General features: G+C 34.6%; 11 protein-coding genes. 5 read left to right on the top strand and 6 right to left on the bottom strand.

What is annotated here, in order from left to right:
- Window positions 1-106: 106 nt before the first annotated feature.
- Genes QSH13_RS07345 through QSH13_RS07335 form a run of 3 tightly spaced genes read left to right on the top strand, consistent with a single transcriptional unit; the run spans window position 107 to window position 3289 of the window.
- On the top strand, window positions 107-2743 hold the full coding sequence (locus QSH13_RS07345; protein WP_196544722.1) for a YdbH family protein: 2637 nt from the start codon (window positions 107-109) through the stop codon (window positions 2741-2743).
- Window positions 2740-2946, top strand: coding sequence for a YnbE family lipoprotein (locus tag QSH13_RS07340; RefSeq protein ID WP_006536650.1), 207 nt, complete (start codon window positions 2740-2742; stop codon window positions 2944-2946). Before QSH13_RS07345 ends, QSH13_RS07340 begins: the two co-directional genes overlap by 4 nt.
- A 10-nt stretch (window positions 2947-2956) precedes the next feature.
- Entirely contained in the window at window positions 2957-3289 is a 333-nt protein-coding gene (locus tag QSH13_RS07335) for a YdbL family probable chaperone protein (RefSeq protein WP_109397550.1), read from the top strand.
- Window positions 3290-3382: 93 nt separating this feature from the next.
- Here QSH13_RS07335 and QSH13_RS07330 read toward each other — a convergent pair whose 3' ends face one another.
- The 4 genes from QSH13_RS07330 to QSH13_RS07315 all read right to left on the bottom strand — a co-directional run bounded on the left by QSH13_RS07330 (window position 3383) and on the right by QSH13_RS07315 (window position 7793).
- Complete coding sequence (locus tag QSH13_RS07330; protein ID WP_109397549.1) at window positions 3383-3964, bottom strand: fimbrial protein; 582 nt, start codon at window positions 3962-3964, stop codon at window positions 3383-3385.
- Between the two features lie 40 nt (window positions 3965-4004).
- Complete coding sequence (locus tag QSH13_RS07325; protein WP_286039021.1) at window positions 4005-6416, bottom strand: fimbria/pilus outer membrane usher protein; 2412 nt, start codon at window positions 6414-6416, stop codon at window positions 4005-4007.
- Window positions 6409-7104, bottom strand: coding sequence for a fimbrial biogenesis chaperone (locus QSH13_RS07320; RefSeq protein WP_196544725.1), 696 nt, complete (start codon window positions 7102-7104; stop codon window positions 6409-6411). The genes QSH13_RS07325 and QSH13_RS07320 overlap by 8 nt, the downstream gene beginning before the upstream one ends.
- A 134-nt stretch (window positions 7105-7238) precedes the next feature.
- The gene (locus tag QSH13_RS07315) at window positions 7239-7793 is read right to left on the bottom strand and encodes a fimbrial protein (protein WP_286039022.1); all 555 of its coding nucleotides are present in this window, start codon (window positions 7791-7793) and stop codon (window positions 7239-7241) included.
- Between the two features lie 653 nt (window positions 7794-8446).
- Between QSH13_RS07315 and hrpA the strand changes: the two genes are divergently transcribed.
- Complete coding sequence (gene hrpA, locus QSH13_RS07310; protein ID WP_196544727.1) at window positions 8447-12343, top strand: ATP-dependent RNA helicase HrpA; 3897 nt, start codon at window positions 8447-8449, stop codon at window positions 12341-12343.
- A 234-nt stretch (window positions 12344-12577) separates the two neighbouring features.
- Here the strand turns inward: hrpA and QSH13_RS07305 are convergent, their stop codons facing one another.
- Together QSH13_RS07305 and ydgH are read right to left on the bottom strand one after the other, a co-directional pair.
- Window positions 12578-13972 carry a basic amino acid/polyamine antiporter gene (locus QSH13_RS07305; RefSeq protein ID WP_109397544.1) on the bottom strand — a complete coding sequence of 465 codons (1395 nt, stop codon included), beginning with the start codon at window positions 13970-13972 and terminating at the stop codon, window positions 12578-12580.
- 262 nt (window positions 13973-14234) lie between these two features.
- A complete protein-coding gene (ydgH, locus tag QSH13_RS07300) occupies window positions 14235-15188 on the bottom strand; it encodes a DUF1471 family protein YdgH (protein WP_109397543.1) in 954 nt (317 codons plus the stop codon).
- Window positions 15189-15574: 386 nt separating this feature from the next.
- On the opposite strand from ydgH, the gene pntA reads away from it, so the two are divergent.
- On the top strand, window positions 15575-17104 hold the full coding sequence (pntA, locus tag QSH13_RS07295; protein WP_109397542.1) for a Re/Si-specific NAD(P)(+) transhydrogenase subunit alpha: 1530 nt from the start codon (window positions 15575-15577) through the stop codon (window positions 17102-17104).
- The last annotated feature ends 3 nt before the right edge of the window (window positions 17105-17107 follow it).

Below are 17107 nucleotides of genomic sequence, written 5' to 3'. Positions count from 1 at the left end.
AAAAACAAGAATTATCCAGCCCCAATATGAAAGAAATTAATACTATCATTATAAACAATTTAACGAGGTAAGTGGATGATTCAGGTCTGTTTAAAAGGAATATGATGTGTTGTTAAGAAAAACAATCAAATGGACAGGGATGATACTACTAGGCACCAGTCTAATAGGCACTGCTTTATGGGTATCAATTCCTCGTTGGTTGCCAGTTGTTGCCGATTATTACTTACCTGAAGGTGTAACACTTTCGTTATCACAGCCCAAGTTACAGCCTATGGGCGTTTCAGTTGAAAATATCGCATTAAAGACAGAGAGCTGCACTTTAGCTAATCTTGATAACTTTGTTTTCTCTTATCAAAAAGAGCAGATTGATAAACTTCAATTTAATAGCCAGCAACTTGCCATTGATGAAAAATGTTTTTCAATGATGCCTGCAAGTAAGCAAGAAGAAACGGCAACCGTTCCTCTTGAGATAAATTCACTACTCACCTCAATACCTCATTTATCTGTCAATATCGACAATGTGTTTTTAAAAGAAAATAGCCGTTATCAAGGTGCGTTACAGCTAAAAACACAAAATAATGGGCGTTTAATTTCTTACCAAGGAAAAAATGCTCAACTTGCTATTTTTATTAGAGATAACCAGTGGCTTGATATTAAACAGCTTAAAGTGAATTTACCTGATGACAATAATATTGAACTTGCTGCAGAAATAGCGCTTCCTCTAGATATTGCGTCATTACCAGAAAAAGGCACCATCAATGCCACTTTATTAGCTTCTGATTATGCTCATCCTTTAGTTTTTATTCTTGAATGGATAGGACAATCTGGCACTATTTCAGTTGCTGAACAGGGTGGTGGTCACGCATTGGCTTTATTACCATGGACAGTCACATCTGAAAATATTGTTATTGAGCAAGGCCGTTGGGAATGGTTTGGATTAGATCAACCTTTGCGAGGTGGTGTAAATATTAATATTGCCCAATGGCAAAAAGGATTGGCGGATTTAAGATTAACTGCGCGATTAAACGTGATGACAGAAGGCAAAGCGGGGAAAGGAAATTTAGTGATATCGATCCCTGAAACAGCAGTTAATTGGTTAGATGCTCAAATCCCTATTCAAATCACAGGTGTTATTAATAAAGAATTAATGCAAGCCACTGCGCAATTACCAGTTAAAGTTACTGGCATGTTGACCAATCCTACTATTGAATTTCAATCTGGTTCTTTATTTCGTTTTAAAGGACCAGTCACTGAAACGCTTACCGTCACAGATGCTCGTTTACCTTTAGCCGGAACTACACTTTCATCAAAAGGTTTTAATGGGCGTTTAAATGCGATAGTTGTTGCCCAAGATAGTATTTGGGGAGATTACCGCATTCATTTCCAAGGTAAATCTATTGATTTTTTACCTGATAATGGGACTTGGCAATGGCGCTATTGGGGCGATGGTAATTTACTACCATTAAAAGCGCGTTGGGATATTGCAGGGACAGGTTCTTGGGTTGATAAATTAGTGAGTTTTGAAAAACTCAACACAGGTTTTGATGTTTTAAAATATCAACATACCGTAATGACAGCACCACGATTATCTTTGCTAAGCCCATTTCGTTGGAATAGAGATGATAAAACGTCGACATTTAATGGAAAGCTAAAATTAACGAGCCAGCGCATTGATTTTCCTGCTGGTGGTTTTTTAGATAAGACAGATTTTATTGCTACGGTGAGTGGTAAATCCCCCTTTAATTTTAATGTAAAAGGTGAATTGAGTGCCAAACCCAATATAGGGCCAATTGCAATTAATACACGTTGGGATGGAGCAAGATTAAGAGGTCAAATGCGTTGGCCGTTACAGCCAATTGATGTTTTTCAATCACTTATCCCCGCAGATTTAGGAATTACGCTTGATAAAGGTGAGTTATATACGCAAGCAGATTTTTCTATTGCACCTGGACAAGGATTAATTGCTGGTGGTCACCTTGTTGTTAAACAAGGGGGAATGTGGCTTAAAGATGGCATCCTAGAAGGTTTAGATTTTATCTTACCTTGGCGTTTAAACGGTGATGAATGGCAACTTGGTGTAAAACAGCCTGTTCAGTTACGAATAAAGCGTGTTAATAATCTTTTTGAAATGACCGATATTACAGCTGATCTTAAAGGTTTTTATCCAGCAACTGAAAGTAAGCCATTAGTCTTATCTAACGTTAATGTAGCAATGTTGGATGGAACACTATCTTTAGCAAAATTAGCAATACCACAACATGACGCAGCGATTATTTCTATTGATAATATTCAATTAAGTCATCTGTTTACTTTATTAAAAGTGACGCAATTCGCAGCATCAGGTAAAGTAAGTGGTGAGTTTCCATTTTTTATTAGCAATAATCAATGGATTATTAAAGATGGTTGGTTGGCTAATTCATCTTATTTAACGTTAAGGCTTGATAAAGATTTTGTTGATTCGATTGATAATAATAACATGTCAGCCGGTGTTGCTATGGCATGGTTGCGTTATCTAGAAATCAGTCGCTCTTGGACTCGTGTGAATTTAAGTAATTTAGGTGAGTTAGTGCTAGAGGCTGAGATTCGAGGAACAAATCCCCTTGAAGATAAACGTCGCCAGGTTAATTTCAATTATCGTCACGAAGAAAATGTCTTTCAATTATGGCGAAGTTTACGATTTGGTTCACAATTGGAAGAGTGGTTAGAAAAAAGCTTATCAGATTTAGGGAGTGAGTCAGAGTGAAACCATTATTCTTAAAAAATCTATTTTTATTCACGATCATGGCAATGGGAATATCAATTTTAACCGGATGTATTCGATTAGAGGTCGCAACACCGGATAAACCGATAAATATTAATATGAATGTAAAAATCGAACATGAGATTAATGTAAAAATAGATAGACAAGTGGAAGATCTCTTAAAAAATAACAGCGCCATTTTTTAAAGGATAAATGATGAATTATAAAAAATATCTGTTAAGTTTTGGGATAATCATTGCTCTAACGAGCACGAATGTTATGGCTTTAACACTTGATGAAGCGAGATCACAAGGATTAGTTGGGGAAACCTTTAGCGGTTATATTGAGCTGGTACAGACAAATAACAAACAAGCCCAGCAGCTTGTTGATGAAATAAATCAAGCTAGAAAAACAAAATATGCTGAAATCGCTAAAACGAATCAAGTAACACCAGAATCTGTTGCTCGGCTTGCAGGTGAGAAATTAGTGGCAAGAGCCAATGAAGGTGAGTTTGTAAAAGGCATTAATGGGCAGTGGATTAAGAAATAATATCCACTGCCCAAGTAATGTAGTAATAAAAAAATAGACTAAATTATTATCTGATAATTAATATACTTATAATATTTATTATCACTTTATTTTTTAGTCTTCTTGATAACCTATGTCTATTAATTTATCTGACTCAATAATCTGATCGTTCGCTTCCATATTAAACATGATATGAGTAGTTATACTTCCTGGCATTGGAGGGAGATCATCTTTCTTGACATAATTTAATAAAAAGTGAAAATGTGCTTCATTATGTTCATCAATAATTTTAGTGAATTTATTTTTCTGGTTTAAATTAATAGGATTATTTTCATCATTAATCAATTGAAATGTAATATTGTTACTCGCCGTGGGGCCAGTTGCATGATTTATAAAGTAGCCATTATTAAAATCAATACTTTTATTATCAATACTTACTGTTATTTCAGTATTAGTTTGTGAACAATTTTCAAATGATAGCAGAATAACTTCACTATAGTCTTCATTAGCTAATGCTCCTGCATGAGATGCAGTAAAATCATCAGAAGTTATATTGCTAAATACAGTGGTATAAGGTATGTAAATATCACAGTTTACTGGAGGTGGTAAACTTCCTCTTCTATTTTCAGATAAAGCAATAAAAGGAAAGTATAGTAATAATATAGGGATTAAAACCATTATGTTTATTGATTTCATATAAAACTCTTCAATAAATATGTAAGAATATAATTATTAATTATTGACAGCTAATTTCTTTTTTAATAAATGAGTTATTTTTTATTTCATTTTTTATGTCATAATGGAAGATACATTGTTTTTCTTCTGTATCTCCCCATTTTACTTGTACCCATCCTGTTTCTTTTATTCCCGAGAGAAAAATTCTATTATGATCATAGACAAAGTCAGTAGAACTAAGATTATTATTGTTATCAAATACCATTACATTTGCAGAAAACGGAATAGGTGTATTTGAGGTAAATAAAACATTATAGCCCATATTTACAGGGAAATTGATTTTTGATACTGCACCTAATGTAGGAACGATAATTTTACTTTGAGTGTTAGTACTACTAAACTCGGGTAACGAACGTATATTTAGTCCAATAATATTTTTACGATATGGAGTGATGCTCGATAATATTAAATTACCATTATTGTCTGTAGTGGTTTTTGACGAGTTATTAGTTTTAATTCCGGCTATGCCATTAGTATTTACAATAGCAAAAGTATTACTTAAATTAGATGCTAAGGTAATTCCACTTTGATGTATAACTATCGCGCCATTAACTCCTAACCTGAAAAAGGTGTTATTAGACGAGTTAGTGGTATTAATAGAATAAGATTGGTATTCTCCTCTATATTGTGCATTTAGTGAGGTATTCTGGTTAACATTTGGGTTGCTAAAATCCCGTTGGTAATTAATAGAATATCCTAAGCGATGATGTTCTAGTAAACTCCCACCTATAGTTGTACTATTTATATAATTTTTATTATTTGAATGATAATTAAATTGATTGTTTATCCAATGATAAGAATGAGATTTACTTATTAATGGGATCCTAAAATTTAAAGAAAAATGATTATCATTATAATGTCCTTTGTTTTCATATTGATATTTTACACTATAATGTATTTTTTTTATAGAAGATGATAGAGAGGTGTTTATCATAAAATTATTTTTTATTTTGGTAAAGGAATTTTGATGGTAACCAAGAGAAAATGTACCAAAATATTTAATGGGTTGAAAAAGAGAAATTGAATATCTATTTTTTATTCTGTCTTTTTGACTTTTTTTATTGCTATTATCATCATCTTTTATTGATTGGTAATGGCTAGAGGATATGTTTAAAGAAGTACCAGTATTGCTCCAGCGTTTATGGTAGCGCAATTGATATTTTAATAGGTTATTATAGTTAAAATAACTAATGTCGCTAGCTAATCCCCCCCAATGACCTAAATCCAATGATAATCCTGAAAAGAAGGTATTGTGATTAAGCATTTTTCTGATTGCACCATAGGCTGTTATTTTTTGATTAATACCATAAGAGAATTCACTCAGTAAAAAAATAGGCTTCTCATTTGAGTTGTTATGCTGATTGTATCTATCATAAGAATATCCAGAAATAAAATTATATTGATAACGACCTTTTTTTAATTGATTTGGCATTGAAGTAAAGTAATGCGTACTTTTTCTTATACGCCCATCAGCCTCTTTTATTTCTAATACTAATTCATTGCTCCCTATAACAGGTAAATCATTTAAAACAAAAGGACCTGGAGGAACAATAGTTTCATAAATTGTTTTTCCTTGCTGTTTCACTTTAATTTCAGCATTGGATTCTGCTATTTCTTCTATGATAGGGCTGTTCATATAGAGGTCATTACCAGAGAGCAAATTGCTTGATATGAGTTGGAATCCAATCAATTTATCCGTCGATAACATTCTACTTATTGGTCGAAACTCACCCATATTCAGAGTTGCCAACAGCGTATTTAATTGGCGATAAGCATATAGTGAGTATAATTTGAACTGCTGTTGCTTATCAGTGTAATGATAATAACTTTGACTACGTACTCGCCAAGCACCTAAATTAGCACCTGAATTAAAATTGATTTTATGATCTATTTTATTTTTGTTGTTATATTTACCAAAATAGGAATATGAGCTAAATAAAGCAGGGACACCATCATCCCACAAAACTTGATCTGATAGTTTGTTTTTTTTATTTTCTAATGCTTTCTGTGGAATGGTTAAATATAATGATTGTGTTGAAAAATTATATTTGAAATCAATATGGTAATCACTTAATAAGAAATCAGAATTTAAATCCAAAGGGATATTATAAAAAGATGGTGAGATGTTTAAACGAATTAAGTTATCAACATTAATCCTTGGCGTTAATATTCCATCTTTATTTTCATAATATAAAATAATAGTTTCTTTTTTCTGGTTGTTGATATGGAAATTTGTTGAGTAATAGCCGTCCGGATGCTCATTAATTAATAAGCTATCGATAATTTTATTATCAATGTTTGATAATACTTTTTTGTATAGAGGATGAATATTACTATGCGCAATAGAAAAAAAAGGGTATACATTTAATATCAATAGTAAAGATGTTTTTAGTCTAAAAATTATCTTACTCATAAGTAAGTTCCTTTGGTGTGCCAGTAATGGTCTCGCCATACTCATTTATTTTTTTCCAATACACTTTTTTATCTTTGATATTTTTAGTTGTGTTTTTTATTTTATAATATTTAAATGGCGGTATGGTTATTTTTTTATCCAATAAATTAATATTGTTTATGATTATTTCTTTTATTGTAATAAAGTAAGGGGTAGGGTTGTTTATTTTAATGTAACCATCAGCATTAATAGAAAAACTAATATCTTTGTTGTTATCTTTATTTGAAATATTTTTAGGTGTATAGAAAAGATTATATATTGAATTTAAAGAGATAAGGAGAATGTTTTTATCAACCATTTCATTATCCATAACTGGAACTAATTTTATATTTACTCTATACACAGATTCTTGGTTAATTTCTTTTATGTCATCCATTTTGATAATTTTTAATGTGAATTTTTCATTTGGTGCTAGTTTTATTAAACTTGGGGAGATGATAAATGGTGCCTCAGCACTATTTTCTTTTTTATAGTGTGATACCCAGCTATGAACAATATATGTATTTTGTTCATTTTTGTTTTTTATATTAAATAGAATTTCCTTATCTTGCTCTTTGTAAAAAAACTCATCCTGACTTATTTGAATAGAAGCATAAGATGAGAATGTAAGAAAAAATGATATTATATATATGCTGTATTTTTTAAACATGTGGTTTTTAATCAACTTTATATGAAATAATTAATTATATTAGTCTAAGAATAAAAAAGCCGGCATTCCGGCTTTTTATTTAATTAAAGTTCAAAGAGAAATAATGCTTATGACATGCGGTCATTAGCAATGATTTATTCAATATCTTCAATGATATCATTATTGATGTAAGCATCAAAAACTAAGTTAGAGGCGAATTGACCGGCTTTAATTTCTCCACTTGCTGGCGCCTTATAATTTGCTTTTAATGTAAATTCAGCATTGCCATCAACAATATTCTTTTTAAAAGTAATATCATTTTCTTGATTTAATAAAATTGGATAATCATCTTCATCAAGTAATTGAATTAAAACATTGGTTGCATCTTCTCCTTGAAGAGTATTTTTTAATTCATTAGATTCTTGTCGTTGAAGTTTAATAGAGACTTCTTTAACTTCATCAGAATTAGCGCAATTAGAAAAATTTATCTTAAATTCTTTTACCTCAGAGTGCTCAATTTCATCATCGTAAATATTATCTAATACAACTGGCTCTATATTCTCTAGGGCGCAAATTGGAGCCCTTTTAATTACATTACCTTGGATAGATATGTTTTCATTACCCTGAATAAGATAACCATTTTCTGCAATAGCTTGATTTGATAAAGAAAGAGTAGATAGAATTAACAGTGAAAATAATGATTTTTTCATTTTAAAGTCCATTTAAATTTTAATTTTAGTTACAAGTTTGCTCATAATTAAGAGCGAGATAATAATATTTATTTACGTGAAAATTGGCAAGTTATATGTGATTATAATTAATATTGTTTTGTCAAATAATTAGCAAAGAATACTTTCCATGATAGGTAACTTAGATTTAAATTTCGACATGTAGGTAAGGTTTGAATGATTTATCTGTTGAGGTTTTTTTTAAAAAAAATAGAGGTGTTTTTTTTATAATTGTATTTATGAATAAATAGCACCTCGATAAAAATACCAATAAATATAGCTTTATTTTATCATTATTTATTAATCATTAAATGAATTTATTTTTATTCTTAATCATGAGGCTGTTGTGCATATTCTTTACCGATAACAGTATCTTCGATTAAAATAAATTGTAGATTATTAATATCAATAAATGATAAAAAACAGTGTTAGGAAAGGAACAATCAGATCAGAAGGTTGATCTTTATAAAAGCTGCCATGGTTGGTTAATCGTTCAAATATGCTATTCAAATTTGTTGATTATATACATTTATGTAATAAGAAAATTCATCAACCCTTTATGTGCAAATTGGCTGTTGTGATATCATAACTACAATATTATTTGGTTAAATAAACCTCAAAAAGGATAGCAAAAGGTGACATTATCATCTGCCACGCTCTATCAAGAAATAGAGCAACTATCGCTACGGGAGCAGCAGCGATTAAGAAAACGTCTACGTGGCGTCGCTAAAATTAATAATGAAGAGTCTAAACAAGCGGTATTAAGTGCAATTAAAGGCGATATCACAACAGCACAACAGATGATAATTCGCCGTCGAGCCAATTGTCCTGAAATTACTTACCCAGAAAACCTTCCTGTTAGTCAAAAGAAAGATGCTATTTATAATGCAATACGCGATAACCAAGTTGTTATTATTGCAGGAGAAACTGGCTCGGGTAAAACAACACAGATCCCTAAAATTTGTCTTGAATTAGGAAGAGGGATAAAGGGTTTTATTGGTCATACCCAGCCTCGTCGTTTAGCTGCACGTTCAGTGGCTGAACGTATAGCTCATGAATTAAAATGTACGCTAGGTGGATCTGTAGGTTATAAGGTTCGCTTTAGCGATCATGTTGGCGACAATACTCTCGTTAAATTGATGACTGATGGTATTTTATTAGCAGAATTACAGCAAGATAAGCTGTTACTACAATATGACACTATCATTATTGATGAAGCCCATGAACGTAGTTTAAATATCGATTTTATTCTTGGCTATTTAAAGCAACTATTACCTAAGCGCCCTGATTTAAAAGTCATTATTACTTCTGCAACCATCGATCCTGAACGTTTTTCTAAACATTTCAATCAAGCACCGATTATTGAAGTATCTGGTCGGACTTATCCTGTTGAAGTGAGATATCGTCCTATTGGTGGTGATGAACTTGATAGTGATAAGGATATGACAGATGGCATTGTTGATGCTATTGATGAATTAAGCAGAGAAAGTGCGGGGGATATTCTTATTTTCATGAGCGGTGAGCGAGAAATTCGTGACACTGCTGATGCGCTGAATAAATTACAACTTCGCCATACTGAAGTGTTGCCTTTATTTGCTCGTTTATCTAACAGTGAACAAAATCGAATTTTTCATCCTCATAATGGCAGACGTATTATTTTAGCAACTAACGTTGCCGAAACTTCATTAACTGTACCGGGTATTAAGTACGTTATTGATACCGGTTTTGCACGTATTAGTCGTTATAGTTATCGAACTAAAGTGCAACGACTTCCAATCGAGCCTATTTCTCAAGCTTCAGCAAATCAAAGAAAAGGGCGTTGTGGTCGTGTTTCTGATGGTATTTGTATTCGCCTTTATTCAGAAGATGATTTTATTTCTCGTTCTGAATTTACAGATCCTGAAATATTAAGAACTAACCTTGCATCTGTTATTTTGCAAATGACGTCGATAGGGTTAGGTGATATTAGTGCTTTCCCATTTGTACAGCCACCCGACAAACGCAACATTCAGGATGGTGTTCGTTTATTAGAGGAACTAGGTGCGTTACAAGACGAAACTGATCACAATGGTGCTTATCGTTTAACCCCAATGGGGAAACAACTTGCACAACTTCCCATTGATCCTCGTTTGGCGAGAATGGTACTTGAAGCGCGTAAATATGGCGCAGTAAAAGAGTTGATGGTGATTACATCTGCACTTTCAATTCAAGATCCGCGCGAAAGACCAATGGATAAGCAACAAGCTTCTGATGAAAAGCACCGACGCTTCCAAGATAAAGATTCTGATTTCTTATCTTTTTTAAATATGTGGGATTATTTAAAAACTCAACAAAAAGAGCTGAGCCATTCTCAGTTTAGAAAGTTGTGTCGGCAAGATTTTTTAAACTTTATGCGTGTTCGAGAGTGGCAAGATGTTTATACGCAATTGCGACAAGTTGTTAAAGAATTAGGCTTTCCTGTCAATAGTGAACCCGCAGATTTTAGAAGTGTCCACGTTGCTCTGTTAAGTGGTTTATTGTCGCATATTGGGCAAAAAGATGCAGATAAACAAGAATTTACTGGTGCAAGAAATGCGCGTTTTTCTATTTATCCTGGTTCGGGTTTATTTAAAAAACCACCAAAATGGACAATGGTGGCAGAGTTAGTCGAAACCTCTCGTTTATGGGGACGGATCGCAGCGCGCGTTGAACCTGAATGGATTGAACCTATTGCTGAACATTTGGTGAAACATCACTATAGCGAACCTCATTGGTCAAAAGCGCAAGGCGCTGTGATGGCAAATGAAAAAGTGACTCTGTATGGTTTACCAATTGTTGCTTCTCGACCTATTAATTACAGCCAAATTGATCCGCTCTTATGTCGCGAGCTCTTTATCCGACATGCGTTAGTGGAAGGAGATTGGCAGACTCGTCATACATTTTTCCGTGACAATTTAAAATTACGGACAGAAGTTGAAGAGTTAGAGCATAAATCTCGTCGTCGAGATATTCTTGTTGATGATGAAACAATGTTTACTTTCTACGATCAACGGATACCTCAAGATGTTGTTTCGTCTAGACATTTTGATAAATGGTGGAAAGAGGCTCAAAAGGCATCACCTGATCTGCTTAACTTTGAAAAAAGTATGCTGATTAAAGATGATGCTAAACGTGTTAGCGCATTAGATTATCCAAATTATTGGCATCAAGATAATCTAAAATTACGTTTAACCTATCAATTTGAGCCAGGTACTGCGGCTGATGGTGTCACTGTTCATATACCATTACCTATTTTAAATCAGGTAAAAGACGAAGGCTTTGATTGGCAAATTCCAGGTATTCGTCATGAATTGATCGTTGCCTTAATTAAGTCATTACCAAAACCTATCCGTCGTAATTTTGTACCAGCACCTAACTATGCCTCTGCTTTTTTAGAGCGTGTACCACAAGTTGAAGGTAATTTACTCGATAGACTTGAAAAAGAATTACGTCGTATGACGGGAGTGACCGTTGATAGAGAGAGTTGGCAACTTGACCAAGTTGCTGATCACTTAAAAATGACATTCCGTGTTGTTGGCGATAAAAATAAAACGCTAGCAGAAAGTAAAGATCTCAATAAATTAAAAGAGAACTTAAAGGAAAAAGTGCAAGAAACATTATCAGCAGTCGCTGATGATGGTATTGAGCAACAAGATTTACATATTTGGAGTTTTGGCGATTTGCCTCAGCGTTATGAGCAAAAACGTGGTGGCTATTCAGTGAAAGCTTATCCTGCATTGGTTGATGAAAAAAATAGTGTGGGGATTAAGCTTTTTGAAACAGAATCTGAACAGCAAGCTTCAATGTGGGAAGGGGTAAGACGGTTATTATTATTAAATATTCCGTCACCGATAAAATATCTACATGAGAAATTACCGAATAAAGCAAAACTTGGTCTTTACTTTAACCCTTATGGCAAAGTGCTTGAGTTGATTGATGATTGTATTGCTTGTGGTGTTGACAAATTGATGGCGTCTTATGGTGGTTTAATTTGGCAAGAAGATGAATATCAAAAACTGCAAGAATATGTCAGATCTGAATTAAATGATGCAGTGGTTGAAATAGCAAAACAAGTTGAAGCGATTTTAACTCAAGTGTTTGCTATCAATAAACGTTTAAAAGGGCGGGTAGATATTAGCGTTGCTTTTGCATTATCTGATATTAAAGCTCAACTTGGTCAGTTAGTTTTTCCTGGTTTTGTTACTTCGCATGGATGGAAGCGTCTAGCGGATATTCCTCGTTATTTAAGCGCAATTGAAAAACGAATGGAAAAACTGGCCATTGATCCTAACCGTGATCGCGCTCAAATGAGTCGAGTTGAAAATGTTATTCAACAATGGCAACAGTGGTTAGGTAAGTTAACTGAGAAACAAAAACAGCAAGAAGAAGTGCAAAATATTCGTTGGATGATAGAGGAACTTAGAGTAAGCCTGTTTGCTCAGCAGATAGGCACACCATATCCAATATCAGATAAACGTATATTGCAGGCGATGGAACAAATAAGTTTTAACTAATTTTATAGAGATATGTTTAGACCCACGAGAAGTTGTACTTCTTGTGGGTTTTTTATTACCCAGCTAATTAATGACTATTTCTATATTAGTTACAACATACTATATATTTCTTAATTTATAAATACCTAACCATCTAAGTTAAAAATAACAGCTTAGCAGAAAGGCGTTTAACTTAAGTGAGGGGGAAGGAAGGAGAAGAGAGGTACCGTTTCTCTAGTACCTCTCAGATTGTCTTTAGTAAAAAATTAAGTAGCCTAATGCCGGAATTGCGCCAAATAAGACAAGAGCTAACAGGATCTTTTCACTCAAGAATAGAGGCTTTTTGTCTTTGTACTGTTTTCGTGTGTATAAAAACATCAGAATACCGGGGGCATACAGAACGACAGAGAGCAATAAATTAATAACACCTGATGCATAAAGTAGCCATAAACCGTATAGACTTGCAGGTATTGCTATTAATAATAGAGCACGACTGCTACGTGCGATTGCGACTTTAAATAAAAATGCACCGACAAGAAAGTAAGGGACAAGGATCATCTCTGATGCAATGGTTAACAGTGTATTGTAGTTACTTCCGGTCAACCAAATTAAAACTAAAGAGAATTGGACAGCACAATTGGTAAACCATAATGAAGATGAAGGAGCATCATTTTTATTCTGTATTCCTAATTGTTTAGGAAATGAATGATGCAGTGCAGCAATATACGGCACTTCTGCCGCCATAATAGTCCAGCTTAAATAAGCACCACATACAGAGAGAATAAGACCGGCTGCAATAATTATCTCGCCTATGCCACCAATAAGCTGAACGAGTAACGGCGCCATTGATGGGTTTTTCATTGATGCCAACTCTGCTTGGCTAACCAAGCCTTGCGATAATAAAGTGACGAGGATATAGATAATTAATGCGATAACAACGGCAAGTACTGTTGCTAAGCCAACATCACGACGATTTTTGGCTCTTGCGGAAACTACGACGGCACCTTCAATACCAATAAATACCCACAGTGTAATCAGCATGGTATTTTTGACCTGATCCCACACCGGGACACCCATATTTACACCTTTAAAATCAAGAGTAAATATATCCATATTGAAAGCTAATAGCGCGACAATAATAAATAATCCTAAAGGAAGGAGTTTTGCCATTGTCGCCATTAAATTAATACTAGCTGCAGTTTGAACACCACGTAATACAAGAAAATGGACAACCCAAAGTAAAATTGATTCTCCAATTAATGCCTGCCATGTATTTCCATCACCAAAAATAACGTTCTCTGGTGTGTCTGTAAAAAAACTAAAGGCAGCAAAAACAATAACAAGATAAGAAACGTTTGCAACAACAGCGCAGACCCAATAACCCCATGCAGAACAAAAACCAATGAATTCACCAAATCCTTCTTTCGCATAGGTAAAAATGCCACCATCAAGATCAGGTCTAAGACGAGAGAGGAGTAATAAAGATGTAGCAAGAAAGAGGATTCCAATGCCGGTTATCAGCCAGCCAATAATTAATGCGGCAGGACTGGCAACTTCAGCCATATTTTGAGGCAAACTGAATACACCTGCACCAACCATTGAGCTTAATACTAATGCGGTGAGTGATATTAAGCCAAGTTTCTTATTCAAGGATAATTACCTACATGATTAAAATTGTAAATAAATAGCGTATTTTCTTGTTTTTTGGTCAGTAAATAGAATAAATATGAATATCTCAAATTTAAATAAAGATAAAAACACTAAAAAACAGCGAGATTTTACGGAGAGTTGAGTTGGTTGTCTATGCATTAAATCATAAAAATTATTCACTTTTATAAAATAATGATTGTTTGATTAAATTTTGAATAAAAAAAACCTTGCTAGAGCAAGGTTTTTTAATGGGAAACTTTTATTACTTGAACAGATCAGCAGTAATAGTGACTGTACCACCATCACTTTGCCATTCATTTGTAATATGGTAGAACTTAGCGCCTTTTGCTGCTGCACGCTTAGCAACCTGATACGAGATTTCTGGTGAGTTCACAAAGTAGCCACTGAAAGTAATGGTATCAAAAGGATCCATTAATGCAGCCGCTGCTTTGTTGACTTCTTGAATTTCAGTACCATCAGGTAAAGTGACGGTGTAACGACCACTTGCACCAGAGCTTTGTGTTTCAGCAAAAGCACCTACGCTTCTATCAAAGTCAGTATTTGAAGCAAGGCCAGGTTTTTCAACTTTATTTGCAGCGGCTCCGCCTTCTGCAATAAGTGCACGACCTGCCTCTGAATCATAAGGAACGACAGCCTCTGGCGCTTGAATTGCACGTTTAGGCGCATCTTTTTTGTAGATATAAGCTGTTACTTCTTGGTTACCGCCATCATTCGTTGATACGTTACGAACAATAAAGAATGATGCTGCACCTTTTTTAGCTGCCGCTTTTGCAATTGCGTTGTTAATATCAGGGGTTGTAGGGTAGTAACCACGGATAGAAACTGTATCAAATGGTTGTAGCAGAATTGCTTCAGGTTTTGGTAGTTCTTTCACGCCATGAAAAACACGATAGCTTTCTTTATCTGCTTTTGGTGCATCTTTATGGTATAGGTCAGCAGTAACACTCATGTTGCCACTATCACTAATATCATCTAGACCTTGAATATAGAAACTATCAGCACCGACTTTATCCGCACGACGAGAGACCGCATCAGCGGCTTCATAAATGGCGTTAAAACGACCGATAACTGTAATTCTTTCAAATGGTTTTAGTTCTGCAGCTTGTTCGGGTGTTAATTCCTGAGCAGCCTGCGCAACAGTGATATTAGTTAAAGATAACATCGCTGCTGCGATGACTGAGGTTTTCAGCTTCATACAAAATCCTTCCGCCTTGCGCAATTAATATTGGTCATGTGCTGAACGTCGTGGTTTATCACATAGGGATTAATTATTACATGTAATAATAGCATTTGTCGCATTATTTTATTTAGCGAATTGCCACAGAGTCAAATGACCAGTATATGTTACCAGATATTTACCTGAATATAGTGAATAATTCATAAATATGCCTTTTCGACTAAAATGATCCAATTAAGTTCAATTTTAGCTTTACACAGATATAGATTATTGGTTTTATTTTCAGTAGGTTATTAGAACTCCGATTAATGGCATACATATTATTATTTTTAACATTTTTTTTGCATAAATGTGAAGTTAACGGGGAAATTTTAACAGAACTCTATGGATAAGAAGGGGAAATTATGCGAATTGGTATACCCAAAGAGCGACTTTCTAATGAAACAAGGGTTGCAGCTACACCAGCTACAGTGGCTCAACTCATAAAATTAGGATTTACAGTCGCTATTGAAAATGGTGCAGGCATTGCCTCAAGCTTTGAAGATAACGCTTATCAGGAAGCCGGTGCTGAGATCCTAGCTCTTCAAAATGTTTGGGAATCAGACATTATTTTGAAGGTAAATGCACCACTAGATGATGAAATTGCGTTGCTACAAGATGGTGCGACACTGGTGAGTTTTATTTGGCCAGCTCAAAATGCGGCATTGCTTGAAAAGTTAGCTAAAAAGAATATTAACGTTATGGCAATGGATAGTGTGCCACGTATTTCTCGTGCGCAATCTCTCGATGCGTTAAGTTCAATGGCAAATATTGCAGGTTACCGTGCTGTTGTAGAAGCTGCCCATGAATTCGGAAGATTCTTTACCGGACAAATTACTGCTGCAGGTAAGGTACCACCAGCTAAAGTGATGGTCATTGGTGCTGGTGTTGCAGGCCTTGCCGCTATCGGTGCCGCAGGTAGTCTTGGTGCTATTGTTCGTGCTTTTGATACTCGCCCTGAAGTTAAAGAGCAAGTTCAAAGTATGGGCGCTGAATTCCTTGAGCTTGATTTTAAAGAAGAGGCGGGCAGCGGTGATGGTTACGCGAAAGTAATGTCAAAAGCATTTATTGATGCTGAAATGGCATTATTTGCAGAACAAGCAAAAGATGTTGATATCATCATTACAACGGCATTAATTCCAGGAAAACCCGCTCCTCGTTTAATTACGAAAGAGATGGTTGATTCAATGAAGCCGGGAAGTGTTGTCGTCGATCTTGCGGCTCAAAATGGTGGTAACTGTGAATATACCGTACCTAATGAAATCTTTACGACAGAACATGGCGTAAAAATCATTGGTTACACTGATTTAGCCGCTCGTTTACCTGCACAGTCATCTCAACTCTATGGTACTAACTTAGTTAATCTATTGAAATTACTGTGTAAAGAAAAAGACGGTAATATCAATATTGATTTTGATGATGTTGTCATTCGTGGTGTGACGGTAATTCGTGCTGGTGAAGTAACATGGCCTGCGCCACCTATTCAAGTTTCTGCACAGCCTAAAGCCTCTCCTGCTGCAAAACCACAAGAGAAACCCGTTGCTAAACCAGTTTCACCTTGGAAAAAGTACAGTTTATTAGCGATAGCCTTTTTATTGTTTGCATGGCTTGCAAATGTTGCACCGAAAGAGTTTTTATCTCACTTTACGGTATTCGCACTTTCTTGTGTTGTCGGTTACTACGTTGTTTGGAATGTAAGTCATTCATTGCATACGCCATTAATGTCAGTGACAAACGCAATCTCAGGCATTATCGTTGTTGGTGCTTTACTCCAAATTGGTAGTGGTGGCTGGGTTAGCCTATTTTCGTTTATCGCAATATTGATTGCGAGTATTAATATTTTTGGTGGATTTACTGTTACTCAACGTATGTTGAAAATGTTCCGTAAAGGATAAGGG

This window comes from Proteus faecis, assembly GCF_030286765.1.
GTDB classification, from domain to species: Bacteria; Pseudomonadota; Gammaproteobacteria; order Enterobacterales; family Enterobacteriaceae; genus Proteus; species Proteus faecis.
Note: the sequence above shows the minus strand (reverse complement) of the source record. Positions and strands in the feature narration are given on the sequence as shown.